Genomic DNA, 18,120 nt, shown 5'->3' on the forward strand with positions numbered 1-18,120 from the left:
CTAGTGCACAAGACCGTATATGCCTTCGCCACCGGCATCGTGGCCGATGTCCTGGCCGCTCGTTCCGGACCCGGCCCCGGTCAGAGTCACGCCTCAATGCGCCCCGGCCGCCGGTCCGATGTGGACCCGCTGCCCCGCGACCACGCCTACAGTCGATAGCCGCACAAGGCGACGCACGACAGCGTCGCTGCACCGGCGGACCCTGCCGACACGAGATACCGACACAACCGAGGGTTGACACTGACCATGACCGGACCAGTTCGACCCGGCCCCTCCGAAACCCACTCCATGCCCGGGCGGTCGATGGCGGTGTGTGCGCTGCTCGGTGCGGCGGTGATGGCCGCGGTCGACGAGATCGTCTTTCACCAAATCCTGGCCTGGCACCACTTCTTCGACCGCTCCACTCCGGCGGTCGGCCTGCTTTCGGACGGCCTGCTGCACACCGCCGAGTTGCTGGGCCTGGTGGCCGGCTTCGTCCTGTACGCCGACCTGCGCCGCCGCCGCGCTCTGGCGCCGACCCACGCCTGGGCGGGGTTGTTTCTCGGCCTGGGCGGCTTCCAACTCTTCGACGGCATCGTCGATCACAAGGTGCTGCGCATCCACCAGGTCCGCTACGGCGTCGACACCATCCTGCCCTACGACCTGGCCTGGAACGCCGCCGGGCTGGTGCTGCTGGCCATCGGCGTCGCCTTGGCCGTGCGCGCCCGCCGACGCACTCCAGCCGATGCGGCGGGCGCGTGACTGCCACACACATTCAGCACGCGCCAGCTCATCTCGGCATCGCAGCGATTGAACTGGTCATCGCCGCGACCGCCTGCGCGGCGGTGCTCGGCTACCTGCTGGCTGCCACCCGCCTGCGCCGTCGCGGCGATATGTGGCCCAGGCGACGGGACGTCTTCTTCCTCGCGGGCGGTAGCGCGCTGGTCTGCGCCGTGCTGATCCCGCTTCCGGGTGAACCGTTCACCGGGCACATGACCCAGCACCTGATCACCGCGATGATTGCGCCACTGCTGCTGGTCCTGTCCCGCCCGCTCACCCTCACCCTGCGCGTCCTTCCCCCCGGCCGAGCGCGGCGCGCCCTGCTGACGATGGCGCACTCCCGGCCCGCGGCCTGGCTGGTCTTCCCGCCACTGGCCGCGCTGCTGGACATCGGCGTCCTGTGGCTGCTCTACCGCACCCCGCTGTACGCCGCAACCCAACACCAGCCGCTCGTACACGCGGCGGTCCACGCCCACGTCCTGATCGCCGGGCTGCTATTCACCTTCGCCGTCTGCCAACTCGACCCGCTGCGCCACCGCTGGAACCTCGCCTGGCGCGCGACCACGCTGCTGGCCGCCGGAGCAGCCCATGCCATCCTCGCCAAAACCCTCTACGCCACACCCCCGCCCGCAACCGCCGTCACCACCGACGACCTGCACACCGCCGCCCAACTGATGTATTACGGCGGCGACCTGGTCGAGATCGCCCTCGCCGCCACCGTCGCCATCACCTGGTACACCACGACCGGCCGCGCCCACACTCGACGCCGGCGCCAACCGGCTGCGGCCTCCTGACGAACACCCACGCTCGCCCGCCGCCCCCCTTTCCGGCGTATTCGGCTCCGACCCCCGTGGGGGAAGCCTGGTAGGAACCAGGCATCCCCCGACGACAATCACTCCTGAGTGTCGGTAGTCCCGGTGGCAGGGTTCATCGAGGCGGCCGACGGCGGCGGGGTGCCGTACAGCCGCGGGTCACCGGGAGGCAGCACCGGCCGGTCGCCGTGCGGCTCCGGATTGTCCGTGTAGCTGAAGTTGCGCCCGCTGCCATCGGGCATCTCCCCCGAAGCCCACCTGCCCGCACCGGCTTCGGCGCCATCGCTGCAGTTCATGTACTGGCTGACGAAGTCGAGGTTCTGCTCGGACTCGTTCGGGAACGCCTCGGGCACCGGCAGGCCCTCCAATCCGTCCGCCTTGAGTTCCTCGATCGCCGCCAGCCACTGCTGCTGGTGCATGTGGTCGCGGGCGAGGTTGAACCGCAGCATCGCCTTGACGCCGGGATCGTCGGTCATGTTGTACAGCCGTGACACCTGCAACCTGCCCTGCATCTCCGCCGTCGCATTGAGGTGGAAATCGGCCATCAGGTTGCCGGAGGACGTGGTGTACGCGCCCAGCCACGGCACCCCGCTGCTGTCCTGGTAGTAGCCCCCGCCGCCGTTGTTGATGAGATGCTGCGGGTTGGACCCGCCGTAGATGGCCGCGGTCATCGGATTGTCCGACACGGCCGCCTCCTGCACCGACATCGGCGCACCCTCGTTCAGCCGCGCGATCATTGTGCAGATCATCTCGACGTGGGCCAGCTCCTCGGTACCGATGCCCAGCAGCATGTCCTTGTACTTGCCCGGCATCCGGCAGTTCCAGCCCTGCTGCAGATACTGCAGCGCGACGGTCAGCTCACCCCATTTTCCCCCGAGGATCTCCTGCAGACGTTTCGCGAAGGCAGGGTCAGGGCCATCCGGTTTGGCCTCGAACTGCAAGGTCTGAACATGATAGAACATTGCACTCCTTCTCACGGCTTCGATTGCACACGTCACTTTCGGCCGCGACGCATTCGAGAAGAGTTCCCCTTGCGTGCTCGCCTATGCTCCGAACCGCTGACCTTTCTGGCCGAACAGATACTTCGGCAGGACTGCCAAAAAGTGAATGGACTCACCGCGCCTTGCACGAGGACCCCGCCGGGGCGATCGGCACAGCGAAGCAACTTGTCGAAGCGACCGCGAAGGTCGTCCTGCACGAACGAGGGCTGCCAATCAATGACAACGCCACCGTCCCGGACCTGGTCAAGGCTTCCCAGCAAGCTCTGCACCTGCACCCCTCGCCGACGTCATCCACAACGCCATCGGGGAGACGAGCCGACATCGGCGAGGTACCGCGCGACGGCCGACCAGTGCGATGCATTCGGGTCTGCCGCCACCGCTGTCGAATACCGCATCTGGCCGTGACGTCTATATCCGGACAGAATGGGGCAGGTGGGCGATGAACGATCATCCCGGCAGGCTGCCAACAGTGAGGCGCTGGGGCAGGTAGCGCACGCTCTCAGCGAGGTGGCCCGGTCACTGACCGCGGAACCGGATCTGCACCAGACCATGAAAGGGATCGTGACTGCCGCGGTGGCAACGATCCCTGGCGCGGAGTACGCCGGGGTGTCGCTGCTGGAGGCCGGGCAGCTGCGCACCGTCGCGCCGTCTGACGATCTCGTGGCCCGCTTGGACGAGCTGCAGCATGAGCTGGGCGAAGGCCCATGCGTGGACGCCATCGCCGAGCACCACACCTACCGCACCGGCAACCTCGCCGACGACTCCCGCTGGCCCAAGTTCGCCGACACCGCGGCCAGCCTCGGTGTGGCGTCCGTGCTGGGGTTCCGATTGTTCGCCACCAGCACCACCCTGGGCGCGCTGAACCTGTACTCCTCACAGCGCGACGCGTTCGATGCCGATGCCGAGCACATCGGTGAACTGTTCGCCGCTCACGCCGCCGTCGCCCTGATCGGCTCCCAGGAACAGGCCCAGCTACGCACCGCGCTCGGGACCCGCGACGTGATCGCCACGGCCAAGGGCATCCTCATGCACCGCCACCACCGCACGGACGCGCAAGCGTTCACGATGCTGGTCGAGGCGTCCCAGCACGCCAACATAAAGCTGCACGACGTCGCTGCCTGGGTCGTCGCCGAAGCCAACAACACCGCCGCAGGCCACGACCAAAGAATGGAGGCCGCTCGGGTCACACGGGGCTGAAACCCGGAGGCCTTAACATCCCAACACCCGGTATTTCACAGGGCGCCAGGTCCGGGCTACCCCCCAATGGGTGCGCCGACCTCGCTAGAGGGGATCGTGGCCCTATCACACCAGTGGAGGCATAGCTGGCGACCCCGTGTTGCTACGAGGTGGCGAGTTCGTGGCGGCTGTGCTCGCGCAGCAGACCACAGGCCTGCCGTGGTTCGTCGGCGAAGCCCACACCGTCGTCCTCCAGGCACAAGAGGTCTTCACCGAGGTGGTGGACCTCCCCCGAGGGTGAGCTCGTTGTCCCGCTCGCCCTCGCGTTCGACCCACCGGCGCATCTGGCCCCTGTCCTGCCAGTCACCGCGGCGGTAGACCACCTCGACATCAGACTCGTCGTAGACCTTGTACAACTTCTTCTCCGTCATGCCCCCGGGTGATTTCAGGGGTGAGTTTCCGCCCCAGTTCGGAACGAGTTTTGGCCGCACTTCGCACTCCGGCCAGTTGATTCGGTGAACGAGTTTTGGCCCCACTTGTTGATCTTGTCCGTTGGTCTGGTCGACGGGGGCTGGGCGCGGGTGTGCGCGAGCCGGAAAGCGGGCGACGACCGGCAGGAGCGAGACGCAACGGCGATGCCAGCCAGAAATGTCGGTGCTCGGACCTAGTATGCAGAGCATGACGCGGTACATCGACAAGGATCTGTACGGTGCGGAGTTCCGCGAGTGCGACCTGACCGGGGCACGCCTGATCGGCGTCGTCATGCAGGATGCCGTGACCGACGGGCTCATCACCAACCTCGTGGTGAACGGCGTCGAAGTCACCGAGTACGTCGAGGCAGTGCTTGACCGGGATCATCCGGTGCGAGTGCTGATCCGCTCCGAGGACCCCGCCGATCTGCGCGAGGCATCACGTCAGCTCCATGCCGCCTGGCCGCCACGATCGAGCGAACGCCAGGTATCGAGCGCCGCAGCGTGAACGACGAGTGGTCGGCGGTGCAGACGATGCGCCACCTGGTCTTCGCCCACGACTCGTGGTTCCGCCGCTGCTGCCTGGGCTCGACGGAGCTGTTCACTCCGATGGGCATCGGGACGACCGTCGAGCCCTACCGTGGAGCGCATGGGCTTGACCTCTCCCTCGATCCGGCCCTCGACGAGATCGTGAGCGTGCGTGACGGACAGGCCCCGAGCTCGAGGCCTGGCTCGACGAGATCACCGCTGTCGCGAGGGACGGCATAATGATAAGCAAAAACGCATTAATCATTGTTGCAACGTTAATCACTGTCGCGGCTGCCTACTTTGCTTACGAAGCGGTGACACACCACAGTTACATATACGGATTAATATCCTTCTTTGCTGTCGCCTTAGCGGCTACCGCTGTGAGGAGCTATCTAAAGAACCAGCGACAATAGATAAAAGGTAAACCCGTCTTTGTCACCGTTAACGGAATATGGGCGAACGCCAAGACAAGGACGGGTTCCCTTGCCCCCATACGGCGGCAAGGGGACCCGTCCTTCGTCGTAACGTTCCTGATGTTGACGAAACCGGGGCGAGCCACAGGCCCCCGCACCGCGTCCTCGATCGGCGAGCTTGATGTAGCGGCGGCTGACTCGGCGCTAGCGCCTCCGGCCCAGCACAGCCCGCACGGCGGGTCACCTGAACCATCAATCTGAGCGATTCACGCGGGGCTTCTACCGTCTGCTCGCACGTGGGAACAACGCTCGGAGCGGCTCGTTGTATGAGGAAGCCCGCGCGGAGGTACTACGCTGGCAGGATGCCGCTGTTCTCTGACATTGATGGTCCGGCTCCTGAGGGGGCTGCCGAAGCGACGGTCGGGCAGGTCGTGGGTGAGCTGACCAGGCAGGCCCGTGCCGGGCATGTTGTGTACCTGACCGGGCCGGGTGATGATGACGTGGTGGCTGTCGCCCCGGTCGACGTGGTGAAGGCGGGGCTCGCCGCGTTGGGCCGCACCGAGGATGGCACCCGCCTCTAGATCAGTCTGCTGGTGTAACCGGCGTCGACGAGTCGCTGGTAGGCGGCGTTCACCTCATCGGGTACGTCCTGCTGGATGGCGAAACCCCGGCGGGCGTACTCAGTGATGCGTTGGGTGTCACCGACCAGCATGTTGATGACCCGGTCGATGTCGCCGATGCTGGCGATGTACTCGTCGAGTGGCAGTGGCCGTGATGAGCAGATCACCTCGACCTCGGGCCACACTTTGCGGCAGGTCGCGTACGCGCGGCGCTGCTGGTAGGGCCGGGAGATGAGCATGATCGAGGCGGGGTGTATGCCCGCGTCGGTGAGGACCTGGCGGCTGTGGGTGATGTTCTGGCTGGTGTTGGTCGCCTCGGTCTCGATCATGATCGCCTCGGTGGGGACGCCGAGGCTGACGGCGTGTTCGCGGTAGTGGACGGCTTCGCCGCGGGGGAAACGCTCGATCGTGGTCGGCGCGTTGGCGCCGGTGAACACGATGCGGTCGACCAGGCCCTGCTGGTACAGATCGGCGGTGTGGATCGCGACGCCGAGGTCGTGGGAGCCGAGCCCGATGCCGACGTCGCAGCGGCGCGGTTGGTGGCCCATGTCGTGATAGGCCCACAGGGTCTCGACGTCAGCTTGAAGGTCGGGCGGAAGCTGGTTGGTCGGCATGTCGGTGGACCTTACGGGCGGTGTGAGTCGGCGGCGTGCACGCCCATTCGGTAGGCGAGTTCGACCGCGCGGGTGGCTGGTCGGGGCAGTCTGATCATCTCTCGCACGAGGATGCGCGACAGTCGGTGGTAGCGAACCTGTTCGGGCGCGTCCTGTTCGGCCGCTAGCAGCACGTCGAGCGCGTCGTCGGTGCGGTTCCATCGGACGTAGGCGCGGGCGGTTTCGATGGCGTGCCGGGCTTGGCGCTCCACCGGCAGCCCGTGGGTGTTCACGCGGGGGCCGAGATGGACGGCCACCTGGACGTCGCCGAGTTCCATCGCCGTGGTCATCCGGTGGATCGTGACGTTGGTGGGCCCGAACGCCGTCCACAGGTGGTTCGCGTCGTGCCCCACCCGCGTGGCCGCTTGGTCGGCCTCGGCGAGGAAGGCCGTGGTGTCCGCCCGGTTGTCGCGCCGGGAGGAAGCCACCGCCCCAACCAGGTGCAGCATCCCGTACACCGACAGGTACTCCGGTGTGGCGGTGCCGAGGCCGGGTTCGAGCCGGTCGGCGGCGGCGCGGCTGAGCGCGACCGCTTGCTCGAACTCGCCGATGGACAGCAGGGCATGCGCCACCGACCGGTACAGCGACCCGATCATCAGGTCACTGCCACTGACGTGCGCTGCGGCCAGCCCGCGGCTGGCCGAGATCGACGCGAGATCAGCCTCGCCGAGTTTCGTCAGGAACGCCGTAGCCAGTTGGTGGGCGCTGGCGGCCAACGTGTGGGCGCGCACCCCGTCGTCGCTGGTGTGTCCGTAGTGCTGGCACGCGGTCTGGGTCTCGGTGATCAACAGGGGTAGCCGCTGGATGAGCCGGGCGTAGCGGGAGTTCTGGTAGTCGCCCCACTGCGTCGCGAGCTCCGCGGCAAGGGCGTCCAGGCGAGGTGGCTCACCGGGCTGCGGGCCAGCGAGGAACTGGCGATGGTCCATCAGCGCCACGCGCAGCGCCGGTATCGTCCGTCGGCCCGATTCGTCGGCCCCCGCCATCAGCACCGGCTCGCCGATCACATCGCCGAGCGCGACGTCCAAGGCATGCGCGAGACGCCGCAACACCGACAGCCGATCCAGCGGGAGCACGTCGTGCTCCACCTTGCGCAGCCAGTCCTCGCTGCGGCCGACCAGCCCTGCCAGAACCGCCTGGGTGAGCCCGCGCCGCTGCCGATAGAACGCCACGCGTTCCCCGATCGTCAGGTCATCGGTCATGCCTCGCATGGAGTACATCCTCCCACCCCCGTCGCCCACGACCCCAGAGAAATCCTCCCGGTCCCACCCCGCCAACACACCTAGCGTCCTCGTCCAGCGACAACACGCGACACAGGGCCGCGAACGTCGATCGTTCCGCCAACGAGCGAACCGGGAGTGATAGTGACCGCGATCAGGGACACGCAGACACAGCGCAACCATCCCTGCCGGCGTTCAATTGCTCGTTCGGCAGCCAATCAAGCTCCTGCCGTGCTGGCCGTGCCCCGACCGGCCAGCACGGCAGGTCCGACTATTGGGCTCGCCGGTGTTCTCCCGCGGGCCAGGGTGACCTTCCCAGTTGGCGGCCACCAGTGCCACCGGTACTGGATCGTCTGCGGGTACTACGAGTGCGTTCACGGTCATGTGGTGCCGATCCATGGCCGGGAGCGGACGACACGATGACCAACGAGATCATCTCCACGCCCGAACGGCATGCTGCGCTGCCACTCGTGAGCCGGGACTGGATCTGCGCAGTGAAGTCCGTGCTCCGAGACCGCGCCGACCAGGAACCCAACCCTTCCGGTTCATCGCCCGATCAGTGTGTCGTGAATGTGGTCATCGAGTTCGGCCAGGAAGTTCTCGGCTCGCCATGGACGCAGATCTCGTCGTGCCAGACGGATCCGCTGTGCGGGCACCCGGCCGCCCGTCGCCGCTGTGATGTCCACGGCTTCGTGCAAGAGATCGACACAGGCGAAGGGATCACCGAGACGCAGTCGCGCGAGGGCCAGGTCGGCGTTCACGATGCCTCGTTGCACCAAGTCCCCCGACAACCTCAACGCGCTGAGCGAGCGGTCGAGGCTTTGGTGGGCACGGCCCGCGTCGCCTATGTGGAGAGCGCAGAGTCCGTCGAAGCCGTTCAGGCGGTCGACGTTGAATCCGCCGTGAGGGTCGTCGACGGTCAGCTGATCGACGGTCTTCCACGCTCGGTCGAGTGCCTCGGTCGCTTCCCTGGCCTGGCCGCTCCGAGCACAGATCTCGGCGTGAACGGCGTGTGCGCGGGCTCGAATGGCGTAACTGGTGCCCCGGTGCGCATCGGCGGTCGCGGCACGGGCAATCTTCAGCGCCGCGTCCACGTTATTGGTTGCATGCAAGGCCACCATCGTGTGACTCGTCTGTACCGCCGCCCGGTGGCTACGGTCCTTGAGCCGTCCCGCGACCTCAGTGGCGTCCGCGTACAGGGCCATGGCGATCTCGTCGTCGCGGGTCTCGAAGGCCAGTCGCGCGGCAAGAGCATAGGTGTCGGTAGCCAGCAGCATCAGTTCGTCGTACGGACCAACGTGGTCGAACTGCAGGAGCCGACCGCAGGACTCGACGATCGGCGCAAGCTGGAGCTGAAGACGGACGAACGGGGTCGATCCGACCTGTCCATTGATGGCCGCAACAGCATCCTGCAGTTGGCTGAGCAGGTCAGGATCGAGCCGAGATGGATCGCGCTCAACAGCGGCGACGCTCGAATGGGTGGTAGGCGAGAGCACGGCCAACAGGTCTCGGCCCTCACCTCCCGCGCTCTGAGTGATCAGCTCAACGAGCTGTCGGATGCGTTGGGGTGGCGCTCCGAAATGGCGGAGTGCGTCGAGCAGCGCAGCGAAATCCGATCCGGTACCCAGCGCCAGGTCTCCGGATGGGGTTCGCGCATAGAGGTGGGCCAGGAGAAACTGGTAGCGATCGCCGGGACTGGTTCGGCTAGTGAGACTCTCCCACCTGGCGACGGTGCGCTGGATGCTCGCGACCTGCCTGTTCATCAGCGAGGTGACGGCGAGTTGGCGCGCAGTATCGCGCAAGCCTCGGGCGAGATCGGTCCAGGACCAGCCGCGTCTCTCGCGCAGCTGCCGCAGCAGGCGCACCCCGGTATCCCGATCAGTGGTCACGCCGCCCAGTACACCATCTCTCGAAAGTCAGACTGGCACGACCAGCCGGGGTTTACCCTGGTCGGCGGCGTAGTTCACGGTGTACCAAGTGCCGCTCGTCGAATCCGAGCCCTGCGGAAAACCGATTACGAAGCCGCTGCGGTCGACCATCCAGCGGTTGCGGGCATGATAGGCCGAGGAGCCGAGCTTTTCAGCGCGCAGCTCGACGACGCCTGCAAGCCGGCCGCCTCGTTGCCATCGATGGATGGCCTCGCCCGCGACAGCTGGTTGGTCGGCCACAGTGCACGGTACGACGACGGTCAGGGCGGCCTGTGTGTGTTCGGCCAACCAGTCCAATGCGGAGGTGTCGATTCCGGCGGCACCTCCGAGGTAGAAGGTGGCGTTCGGGTCGGCAAACGGCCGGAGGTAGTCGTCGAACAGGCCGGTCAACTGCGTCTCGGCCTGGGCAGTGATCGAGCGTGTGCCGGTGATCGTGACGTGTCGAGGCACGCTCGCGCGCTCCTTCGCGGATGTCATCGAATGTCATCTGCCCCCGTCGTACCTAGTCACGATCTCATGAACGCACCGGCTGCGACGAGGCTCCCCCGACCGCGTCGCAGCCGGTTGCCTGCCCAACGACGACCACGGTGACCGCGACCATGAGCCTGCTATCCACGATGAACCGCCTGACGACGAAGAAAAAGTGGTCGAGTGCGATTGACGACATGCTCCGACAGGTTGTCGACGAAGGATTCGCTTTCTACGTCTGCGGCGAGCGACGCGATCCGGTGGTCTTGGTTGCGGCCTACTACTGGAAGAGCTACGTCGACCTGCTCACCATCACCGAGCCGGACCGAGTGACCGCGGCGCGGGCCGTGCGCGAACCGGGCTTCGACGTCTTCGGTCCCCGCAAGGTGGTGTGGGCCTACGGCAACGAGGCTGAACCCACCCTTCGAGCACTGTTGAACCTTACACATCCTGACCACCCGGATCATCCGACCTGCCCACACGAGCCGCCACGCCTCATGATCGTGCCCGCTCACCTACAGCGACCGATGACATTCAAGGCACCCGATTCGTGGAAGGTCCAGAACCGCGTACAGCGCTTGGAAAGCGCGCTCGCGAGTGACCTCGCCAGCATGGAAGCGGCTGGCCTGCTGACGCGCGAGGAAGGCCCTCTCTGGTCTGGGCAAGGAGGCTTCGTCCTCCCAAGTGGCGCTCCAGACGGGGTGGTGTGACACGTGGGCGGGATACGCGAAGTGGTTGCCGTGATCGTCGCAGCCGACAGTCGGCTCGGCGGCGCCGTCCGAGCGATCGACGACCTGGCCGGACACTTACCGCCACCGGAAGAGCAGCGCACGTGCCCGCTCTGCTCGGTCCAGTCCTGGCCCTGCGCTCGGTTCGACGACGCAGCTCACCGCGTGCAGGCTGCTGGGCTACGACTCGACGACTTTGTACCGCCAGACCTGCACGAACGTCTCCGGCATTTGACCCGCCAACCACTGCCCAGACCATCAGCTCGGGGTCCGGGCGACTGGTTCGACCAGGGGCGACACGATCGATGACGCCTTCTCCACCCACCCGCAGTGCCACACGACAAGGAAGTCAGTTGAACGACATGGTCAAGCCCGTAGAGGGAAACAACGAGGCCGACAGTTCCGAGCGCGTCGCCCACCTGCGCACAAAGATGGTCGATGACCTGATCGCCGAGGGCACGATCGTGTCCGCGCAAGTCGAGGCCGCGATGCGCAAGGTTCCACGCGAACGGTTCGCGCCTGGTGTGGACCTGGAGGAGGTCTACCAGCTGTACAACGGCGTGGTTACCAAGCGCGACGAGTCCGGGAACTCAGTCAGCTCGGTGTCCGCGCCGCAGGTGCAAGCACACATGCTGCAACAGGCGGAGATAACCGAAGGCATGCGGGTCCTGGAGATTGGGTCCGGCGGGTACAACGCCGCACTGATCGCCGAGCTCGTCGGTCCCGCGGGGCGCGTCACCACGGTCGATATTGACCAGGACATCACCGATCGAGCCAGCCGCTTCCTCGGGGAGACGGGGTATTCGCAGGTGAACGTCGTATTCTCCGATGCCGAGGCTGGCGTCACTGAACAGGCCCCGTACGACCGGATCCTGGTCACCGTCAACACGTGGGACGTGCCGCCGGCCTGGGTGGAACAGCTCGCACCGACCGGACTACTCGTGGTTCCCTTGCAGGTCAGGGGGCTGTCGCGGACGATCGCGTTCGAGAAAGCAGACGAGTGCCTGGTCAGCCGATCTGCGCGCCTGTTCGGTTTCGTGTCGATGCGCGGTGCCGGGGCGCACCAGAGCAAGCTGCTGGTCATGCGCGGGGGCGAGGTCACCCTGCGCCTCGACGATGACTTCCCCGTTGATCCCACCGAGCTGGAGGGCGTTCTGGACACGCCGCGGGTGGAGGTCTGGAGCGGTGCCAGCATCGGCCGGTTCGAGCCGTGGGCCGGCACCCAGATGTGGCTCGCTACGGCGCTGTCCGGTTTCTGTCGCGTGATCTTGGACAAGAAGCTGGACAGCGGCCTGATTTCCCCGCCCGGAAGCCACTCAGCCGCGATGGCTGTTGTCGACGGCGGCAATCTTGCCTACGTCACGACGCGCAGCAGCACGGTCAATGAGTCTGCCGTCGAGTTCGGCGTCCACGCCTTCGGACCCGACGCGGAACGGCTCGCCGAGGACGTGGCTGAGCAGCTCCGCATCTGGGAGCGGGATCACCGCAATGGACCCGGCCCCCAGTTCCGCGTCTACCCGGCGGGCACCGCTGACGACCTGATGCCTGCAGGGCGTGTCGTCGACAAGAAGCACAGCCGGATCACGATCTCCTGGCCACATGCGGCTAACGCTGCGGCCGGTCGGAGTGCCCTGCAAGAAAACACCAAGTAAGGAGAGTGACCCACATGTCCGAGGTCCTGTTTTCGGGTGGCGCCACCGCGTTGGCAGAACGGCCCGTTGCGGATGATGACGAGTTCGCGCTGGATGTACGGGTCGTCGTGGCCTATGCCCCTGTCATGGGGGACTGCCCGACGGACGACGGGTGCGGCAACACCTGCGCGGGCAACGACAGCGCCTGCAACTCGTTCGCAGACGATCCGTCCTGACCCACGGGGTGCTGCCGGTGCGCTACGGCGCACCAGCAGCACCCCTGCGGTCGCATCGTCACAGGAGGCGAGACAGTGCCATCAAGATCATCCGCGGTATACGTGCCTGGCGGTGCGGCCGTGCTCCGCGCCAGCACCGACCCCAGCGGGTTGGATCTGCCTAGTGCCCTGGATTTGTACGGCGATGGTGGGATCGAGCGCGGCATAGCGTGGTTGACGATGCAGTGGCAGCGGGCGGATGTTCGGACCGCCGTGGGTTACGCGAGTCCGGCCCTATCCCGCCAGATCGACGAGATGGTGGCCGCCGGTAGTCGTGATCTCCGAGCGGTTCGTCGAGTGGTCATCTCCCTGGCGTCCTACCTCCTTCGCTGGCAGCAGCGCCCCACCCCGTTCGGGCTCTTTGCCGGGGTCGGCTTGGCTCGGATCGGTGCTGCGGCCAAGGTGCGTTGGGGCTTCGAGCATCGAGTTGCCGTTCGTGCGGACGCGGCCTGGCTCGGTGATGTCATCACACGTCTGCATCAATGTGTGCCGCTATTGGAGCGGATATCCGTGGTCGTCAACAACGCGGGCAGTGTTCGCGGTGATCGGTTCGTTGCACCAGGGTCACCTCCGGACGGAGCGGGCCAAGAGTTGGCGCCGATCGAGGTGTCCATAGGTCTGGGCCGACCAGTCCGAGCCGCAGTCGAAGCAGCCCAGAAACCTGTGCGATTCGGTGCTCTCCGCGAACAGATCATGGCCCGATTTCCAGCGGCGACTAGACAGTCGGTCGACACCATGCTGACGGGGCTGCTCGACGAAGGGATCCTGATCAGCAGCTTGTCCGCGCCGATGACGTGCCAGGACCCGCTAGACCACGTCTGCACAAAGCTGGAGGCCGTCGAGGCCAAGACAATCCCCGAGGTCACGCATACCGTGCGCGAACTCACGACTATCCGCGAGCAACTGGCCGGAGAAGCCGTCGCCGTGACTGAAACCGAAGTCACAAGACGGATGCAGGCGTTGAGCGCCGTCGCGGACATGCCTCTCCTTGCCGACACGATCTTGGATTGTGACGTCGAAATACCAGAGCAGGTGGCTCAGGAGGCGCGCGACGCCGTCCGAGTCCTGTATCGCCTTTCCCCATATCCGTTGGGGTATCCGGCCTGGCGCGACTACCACTCGCGATTCCGCGCACGCTACGGAATCGGTGCGCTCGTGCAAGTCCTGGAGTTGGTCGCCGACAGCGGACTCGGCCTCCCGGCTGGCTTCCTTGGCTCCTCGCGCGGGCGCACCGCTCATCAGATGAGCGAACGCGACGAAAAGCTCCTCGCGATGATCCAGCGAGCGACAGTGGACGGCACTGGCGAAATCGTCCTGACCGATCAGGCGATTGAGGACCTCACGGCCAGCGATCCCGCTGACCTGCACCTGCCCGCTCGTGTCGAGGTGGCGGTCGAGATCCACTCCAATGGTGTAGAAGCGTTGTCTCGCGGCCGGTTCACGTTGGCGGTGACTGGAACGCCAAGGCCAGGCAGCAGCATGGCTGGCCGCCATGCACACTTGCTGCCCGACGACGGCCGCGACGCGGTCGCCGCCTCCTTCACCGCAGCCGAGCCCGGCACCGTTGCCGCCCAGTTGTCGTTTACACCACGGAAGCGCCGCAACGAGAACGTCGCACGGACCGAGCAGTTGCTGCCCCACGTCATTCCCGTTGCCGAGCACCATGAGCGGGACGAGCACCTGATCAACCTGACAGACCTCGCCGTCACGGCGGACGACCGTCGGTTCTACCTTGTCCAGATATCCACCGGCCAGCGCGTCGAGCCGCGCGTGACCCACGCTCTGGAGGCCGGCGTCCACACTCCACCTCTGGCCCGATTCCTCGCCGAGATCACCACCGCCCGAGCTTCGGTGTACAAGGCGTTTCACTTCGGGGCCGCCGCCAGGCTCCCGTATCTTCCCCGAGTTCGATACCGACGAACCATACTGTCCCCGGCGCGCTGGCTGCTGGCGGCCGGCGACCTACCTGGCCGCCGTGCCTCGTTCGCTGTATGGGAGGCCGGGCTGGACGCATGGCGACAGCAATCGCGTGTCCCCGCCTGTGTCGCCCTGGTCGAACTGGACCGGAGACAGCCAGTGGACCTGAACCACCCGTTGCACCGACTCCTGCTGCGGACGCGCCTGGACCGCGGAGGCCGACTCGAACTGCGCGAAACCTCGGGACCGGCGGACATTGCCTGGCTTGGCCGAGCTCACGAGCTTCTCATCCCCCTGGTCCTGGATTCCGCTGCCGCTGCAAGCCGGTCATCATCGATCGCAGTTCCACAGCAGGTTGTGGCCAGCGACGCCAGCCACCTGCCAGGAGATTCGCCCATTCTGTGCGCGCAGATCTACGGACACCCAGACCGCTTCGATGAAGTTCTCACGGAGCGACTTCCCAGCTTGCTCGGAGCCTTCGGCGATGTCGCACTGAACTGGTGGTTCCGCCGCCATCGCCAGATGAGCCGTCCCGATGACGATCAGTACCTGGTCCTTTACCTGCGCCTGCCTCAGTCATCCGCCTATGGCTCGGCTGCCGAACGCCTTGTCGAGTGGGCGAGCACGCTGCGCAGCGAACGCTTGCTGTCGCATGTCGCGCTGACCACACACGAGCCCCAGACAGGGCGCTACGGTCACGGTTCCGCATTGGAGCGCGCGTACGACCTGTTTGCGGCCGACTCCGCGGCTGCTCTCGCACAGATCGCCTTGACTATCCGAACCGGGACGCACCGACAGGCGGTGGCAGCTGCCAGTTTCGTCGACGTCGCCGTGAACTTCGCCGGGTCGGTCCAGAGCGGGTTGGATTGGCTGCTCCGTGAACTTCGTCAACAGCACGGGCGGCTGCAGCCGGCGCTCCGCGACCGAGCGCTGGAGCTGACTGACCCGGAGGCCGTATGGACGTCGTTGCGTTCCGTGTCGGGCGGGGAGAAAGTCGTGACTGCCTGGCAGCGGCGCGCCGTTGCACTCGCGGCCTATCGAGTAGCCCTGGCCGAGCAGCGTGATCCACTGACGGTGCTGCCGTCTCTCCTGCACCTGCACCACATTCGTGCAGTCGGAGTCGATCCGGCGCTTGAACGCGTCACAGGCCGTTTGGCTCGGGCTTCCGCGCGCCGCGCCGCTGCTCGCCGCGGGGAGATTTAGGTTGGCTACCACGGCGATCGCGCTGGCCGATCTCGCCCAGCGGCATGCCAACAATTTGGCACTGCCGGGACCATGCCCAGAGGACAAACCCTGGGCCGATCAATCTCTCTCCAAGGGCACCGCCGGAATGGCGCTGCTGCACATCGAACGTGCTCTCATCGGTCGCGGAACCTGGCGCGAGGCACACCTTTGGGTCACCAAGGCTGTCGCCGGTCGAGTCAGCGCCACGGATACTTCCGGCCTTTATCTCGGGGCTCCGGCAGTCGCGTTCATGCTGGACGCTGCGGCGACTGGTGCCAGCGGTCGCTACCAAGAGGCTCTCGCGGATGTCGACGGTCACGTGGTCGCGCTCTCTCACCGGCGCGCCGAAGCTGCGCTAGCACGCATCAAGGCGGGCGAGTTCCCTGGATTCCGCGAGTACGACGTGTTCTTTGGTTTGAGCGGCCTCGGCGCATTGCTCCTGCGTCGCGCCTCCGATAGCAGCGCGATGGAGCGCGTCCTGGACTACCTCGTTGCCCTGGCCAGGCCACGTCAGGTCGATGGCGATGTACTGCCTGGCTGGTGGGTCGGCCACGATCCCCACCGTCGAATCTCCGCCTCCTATCAGGAGGGCCACGGCAATTTCGGTCTTGCCCACGGCATCACCGGCCCTCTGGCCTTGCTTAGCCAGGCTATGCGGCGAGGGATCATCGTTGACGGTCAGCACGAGGCGATCATCACCATCTGCGAATGGCTCGATTCGTGGCAGCAGGAGGGCGCGGCCGGTCCCTGGTGGCCTGAATGGATCACCCTGGCAGAGCTGCGTACCGGCCAGCCTCACCAGTCGGGGCCGGCGCGCCCCAGTTGGTGCTACGGCACGCCTGGAATCGCCCGTGCCGGCCAACTCGCTGGCATCGCCACCGGTGACGCCCACCGGCAGCGGATGTACGAACAGGCGCTGATTCGCTGCCTCGACGACCCTGAGCAGCTAGTACTGCAACGGCAGTTGGTCGTCGTGTGGTAGATCATCGTTGTGGTGGTCGATGTGGTGATGGGGCAGCTGGATCGGGTTCATGATCGGATCGCGGGACGGTTCAGGCGGTCGGAGCCGCGGGGCCGGGCTCGGGAGTATGTGTCCGGGCTGGTCGCGGGGTTGGAGCGGAAGAACGGCTGGACACTGGCGGAGCAGTCCGGTGAGGTGTCTCCGGATGGGATGCAGCGGTTGTTGCGCTGGGCGGACTGGGACATCGACGGGGTGCGTGACGACGTGCGGGACTACGTGGTCGAGCATCTCGGCGAGCCGGGCGGCGTGCTGATCGTGGACGACACCGGGTTCCTGAAGAAAGGTGTGCGCTCGGCCGGGGTGCAGCGGCAGTATTCCGGGACGGCGGGGCGGATCGAGAACTGTCAGATCGGGACCTTTCTCGCCTATGCCGGTGATCATGGGCATGCGCTGATCGATCGGGCGCTGTATCTGCCGGAGCCGTGGATCGCCGACCGGGACCGGTGCCAACGGGCGGGGATTCCGGATGAGGTCGAGTTCGCCACGAAGCCGCGGCAGGCGATGGGCATGCTGGCGCGGGCGTTCGAGGCGGGTGTGCCGTTCGCGTGGGTCACCGCCGATGAGGCCTACGGGCAGGTCAAGTACCTGCGAGCCTGGCTGGAGGAACACGACGCCGCGTACGTGCTGGCCACCAAGGTCAACGACACCCTGATCACCGCCGAGGGCACCGAACAGCGGGCCGATGAGCTGATCGCGGACCTGCCCGCCCGGGCGTGGCGGCGGTTGTCGGTCGGTGCCGGCGCGCACGGGCCGCGCGAGTACGACTGGGCACGGGTGCCGGTCCGGATTGGCTGGCAGGCCGGGCGCGGGCACTGGCTGCTCGCCCGGCGTTCGATCTCTGATCCGACCGAGATCGCCTACTACATCTGCTACGGGCCCCGCCGGTCCACCCTGCTGAACCTGGCCTGGATCGCCGGGGCGCGCTGGCGGATCGAAGAGTGTTTCCAGCAGGCCAAGAACGAAGCCGGACTGGATCACTACCAGGTCCGGTCCTGGCGGGCGTGGTACGCCCACATCACCCTGTCGATGCTCGCCCACGCCTGGCTCGCCGTCGCCAAATCCCTTGCCATAAAAGGGGAATCGGTATCGCCGAACCAGACATGATCAGCTTTACACTACCGGAGATCCGGCGCCTGCTCACCAAGCTGGTCCTGCGTGTCGCCGACGCCGCCGAACACATCTGGTCCTGGTCACGCTTCCGCCGCCGACGACAACACCAAGCCCGCCTCAGCCACTACAAACGCCGCGGCTACCCACTTCCTTAACTGCCGTTGCAGTA

General features: G+C 66.3%; 17 protein-coding genes. 11 read left to right on the top strand and 6 right to left on the bottom strand.

Annotated features, from left to right (window positions below; all coding sequences use genetic code 11):
* Positions 1 to 246: 246 nt before the first annotated feature.
* Together BAY60_RS36505 and BAY60_RS36510 are read left to right on the top strand one after the other, a co-directional pair.
* Positions 247 to 741 (top strand): DUF2243 domain-containing protein, encoded by a 495-nt coding sequence (locus tag BAY60_RS36505; RefSeq protein WP_043832417.1) that lies wholly within the window; start codon positions 247 to 249, stop codon positions 739 to 741.
* Positions 738 to 1,553: a cytochrome c oxidase assembly protein gene (locus tag BAY60_RS36510; RefSeq protein ID WP_197684728.1), complete on the top strand. Its 816-nt coding sequence runs from the start codon at positions 738 to 740 to the stop codon at positions 1,551 to 1,553. The genes BAY60_RS36505 and BAY60_RS36510 overlap by 4 nt, the downstream gene beginning before the upstream one ends.
* A 98-nt stretch (positions 1,554 to 1,651) precedes the next feature.
* Here the strand turns inward: BAY60_RS36510 and BAY60_RS36515 are convergent, their stop codons facing one another.
* Positions 1,652 to 2,533: a manganese catalase gene (locus BAY60_RS36515; protein WP_051172177.1), complete on the bottom strand. Its 882-nt coding sequence runs from the start codon at positions 2,531 to 2,533 to the stop codon at positions 1,652 to 1,654.
* Between the two features lie 462 nt (positions 2,534 to 2,995).
* On the opposite strand from BAY60_RS36515, the gene BAY60_RS36520 reads away from it, so the two are divergent.
* A complete protein-coding gene (locus tag BAY60_RS36520) occupies positions 2,996 to 3,769 on the top strand; it encodes a GAF and ANTAR domain-containing protein (protein ID WP_083715707.1) in 774 nt (257 codons plus the stop codon).
* A 248-nt stretch (positions 3,770 to 4,017) separates the two neighbouring features.
* Here BAY60_RS36520 and BAY60_RS37490 read toward each other — a convergent pair whose 3' ends face one another.
* Complete coding sequence (locus tag BAY60_RS37490; RefSeq protein ID WP_170160677.1) at positions 4,018 to 4,179, bottom strand: hypothetical protein; 162 nt, start codon at positions 4,177 to 4,179, stop codon at positions 4,018 to 4,020.
* 247 nt (positions 4,180 to 4,426) lie between these two features.
* Here BAY60_RS37490 and BAY60_RS37730 point away from each other — a divergent pair, with 247 nt between their 5' ends.
* Both BAY60_RS37730 and BAY60_RS36530 read left to right on the top strand, forming a co-directional pair.
* Entirely contained in the window at positions 4,427 to 4,726 is a 300-nt protein-coding gene (locus tag BAY60_RS37730) for a pentapeptide repeat-containing protein (protein WP_197684729.1), read from the top strand.
* Between the two features lie 795 nt (positions 4,727 to 5,521).
* Positions 5,522 to 5,740 carry a hypothetical protein gene (locus BAY60_RS36530; RefSeq protein ID WP_072029921.1) on the top strand — a complete coding sequence of 73 codons (219 nt, stop codon included), beginning with the start codon at positions 5,522 to 5,524 and terminating at the stop codon, positions 5,738 to 5,740.
* Here the strand turns inward: BAY60_RS36530 and BAY60_RS36535 are convergent.
* The 4 genes from BAY60_RS36535 to BAY60_RS36550 form a co-directional block, all read right to left on the bottom strand.
* The gene (locus tag BAY60_RS36535) at positions 5,737 to 6,393 is read right to left on the bottom strand and encodes a YdcF family protein (RefSeq protein WP_043828850.1); all 657 of its coding nucleotides are present in this window, start codon (positions 6,391 to 6,393) and stop codon (positions 5,737 to 5,739) included. The genes BAY60_RS36530 and BAY60_RS36535 overlap by 4 nt on opposite strands.
* Positions 6,394 to 6,404: 11 nt before the next feature.
* Positions 6,405 to 7,631: a helix-turn-helix domain-containing protein gene (locus BAY60_RS36540; RefSeq protein ID WP_043828849.1), complete on the bottom strand. Its 1,227-nt coding sequence runs from the start codon at positions 7,629 to 7,631 to the stop codon at positions 6,405 to 6,407.
* 563 nt (positions 7,632 to 8,194) lie between these two features.
* On the bottom strand, positions 8,195 to 9,538 hold the full coding sequence (locus BAY60_RS36545) for an NsdA family TPR-like regulatory protein (RefSeq protein ID WP_081684720.1): 1,344 nt from the start codon (positions 9,536 to 9,538) through the stop codon (positions 8,195 to 8,197).
* Positions 9,539 to 9,565: 27 nt separating this feature from the next.
* The gene (locus tag BAY60_RS36550) at positions 9,566 to 10,054 is read right to left on the bottom strand and encodes a DNA-processing protein DprA (protein WP_051171775.1); all 489 of its coding nucleotides are present in this window, start codon (positions 10,052 to 10,054) and stop codon (positions 9,566 to 9,568) included.
* A gap of 110 nt (positions 10,055 to 10,164) precedes the next feature.
* Here BAY60_RS36550 and BAY60_RS36555 point away from each other — a divergent pair, with 110 nt between their 5' ends.
* From BAY60_RS36555 to BAY60_RS36580, 6 genes are all read left to right on the top strand, one after another.
* Positions 10,165 to 10,755, top strand: a complete 591-nt coding sequence (locus BAY60_RS36555; protein WP_112285791.1) for a hypothetical protein — start codon at positions 10,165 to 10,167, stop codon at positions 10,753 to 10,755.
* A 380-nt stretch (positions 10,756 to 11,135) separates the two neighbouring features.
* On the top strand, positions 11,136 to 12,425 hold the full coding sequence (gene fxlM / locus BAY60_RS36560; RefSeq protein ID WP_043828846.1) for a methyltransferase, FxLD system: 1,290 nt from the start codon (positions 11,136 to 11,138) through the stop codon (positions 12,423 to 12,425).
* Positions 12,426 to 12,439: 14 nt separating this feature from the next.
* Positions 12,440 to 12,640, top strand: coding sequence for an FxLD family lanthipeptide (locus BAY60_RS36565; RefSeq protein ID WP_043828845.1), 201 nt, complete (start codon positions 12,440 to 12,442; stop codon positions 12,638 to 12,640).
* A 120-nt stretch (positions 12,641 to 12,760) separates the two neighbouring features.
* Positions 12,761 to 15,799 carry a lantibiotic dehydratase gene (locus BAY60_RS36570; protein ID WP_197684732.1) on the top strand — a complete coding sequence of 1,013 codons (3,039 nt, stop codon included), beginning with the start codon at positions 12,761 to 12,763 and terminating at the stop codon, positions 15,797 to 15,799.
* A gap of 1 nt (position 15,800) precedes the next feature.
* Positions 15,801 to 16,802, top strand: a complete 1,002-nt coding sequence (locus BAY60_RS36575; protein ID WP_112285792.1) for a lanthionine synthetase C family protein — start codon at positions 15,801 to 15,803, stop codon at positions 16,800 to 16,802.
* 9 nt (positions 16,803 to 16,811) lie between these two features.
* Positions 16,812 to 17,945, top strand: coding sequence for an IS701 family transposase (locus BAY60_RS36580; protein ID WP_043829840.1), 1,134 nt, complete (start codon positions 16,812 to 16,814; stop codon positions 17,943 to 17,945).
* Positions 17,946 to 18,120 lie beyond the last annotated feature (175 nt).

This window comes from Prauserella muralis (assembly GCF_003202285.1).
Classification (GTDB): Bacteria; Actinomycetota; Actinomycetes; order Mycobacteriales; family Pseudonocardiaceae; genus Prauserella_B; species Prauserella_B muralis.

What these genes read in the sequence shown, in the direction of transcription:
- BAY60_RS36520 (WP_083715707.1), top strand. Translation starts at nt 2,996, where the DNA reads ATGGGGCAGGTGGGCGATGAACGATCATCCCGGCAGGCTGCCAACAGT.
- BAY60_RS36515 (WP_051172177.1), bottom strand. Translation starts at nt 2,533, where the DNA reads ATGTTCTATCATGTTCAGACCTTGCAGTTCGAGGCCAAACCGGATGGC.
- BAY60_RS36540 (WP_043828849.1), bottom strand. Translation starts at nt 7,631, where the DNA reads ATGACCGATGACCTGACGATCGGGGAACGCGTGGCGTTCTATCGGCAG.
- BAY60_RS36505 (WP_043832417.1), top strand. Translation starts at nt 247, where the DNA reads ATGACCGGACCAGTTCGACCCGGCCCCTCCGAAACCCACTCCATGCCC.
- BAY60_RS36550 (WP_051171775.1), bottom strand. Translation starts at nt 10,054, where the DNA reads ATGACATCCGCGAAGGAGCGCGCGAGCGTGCCTCGACACGTCACGATC.
- fxlM (WP_043828846.1), top strand. Translation starts at nt 11,136, where the DNA reads ATGGTCAAGCCCGTAGAGGGAAACAACGAGGCCGACAGTTCCGAGCGC.
- BAY60_RS37490 (WP_170160677.1), bottom strand. Translation starts at nt 4,179, where the DNA reads ATGACGGAGAAGAAGTTGTACAAGGTCTACGACGAGTCTGATGTCGAG.
- BAY60_RS36565 (WP_043828845.1), top strand. Translation starts at nt 12,440, where the DNA reads ATGTCCGAGGTCCTGTTTTCGGGTGGCGCCACCGCGTTGGCAGAACGG.
- BAY60_RS36535 (WP_043828850.1), bottom strand. Translation starts at nt 6,393, where the DNA reads ATGCCGACCAACCAGCTTCCGCCCGACCTTCAAGCTGACGTCGAGACC.
- BAY60_RS36530 (WP_072029921.1), top strand. Translation starts at nt 5,522, where the DNA reads ATGCCGCTGTTCTCTGACATTGATGGTCCGGCTCCTGAGGGGGCTGCC.
- BAY60_RS37730 (WP_197684729.1), top strand. Translation starts at nt 4,427, where the DNA reads ATGACGCGGTACATCGACAAGGATCTGTACGGTGCGGAGTTCCGCGAG.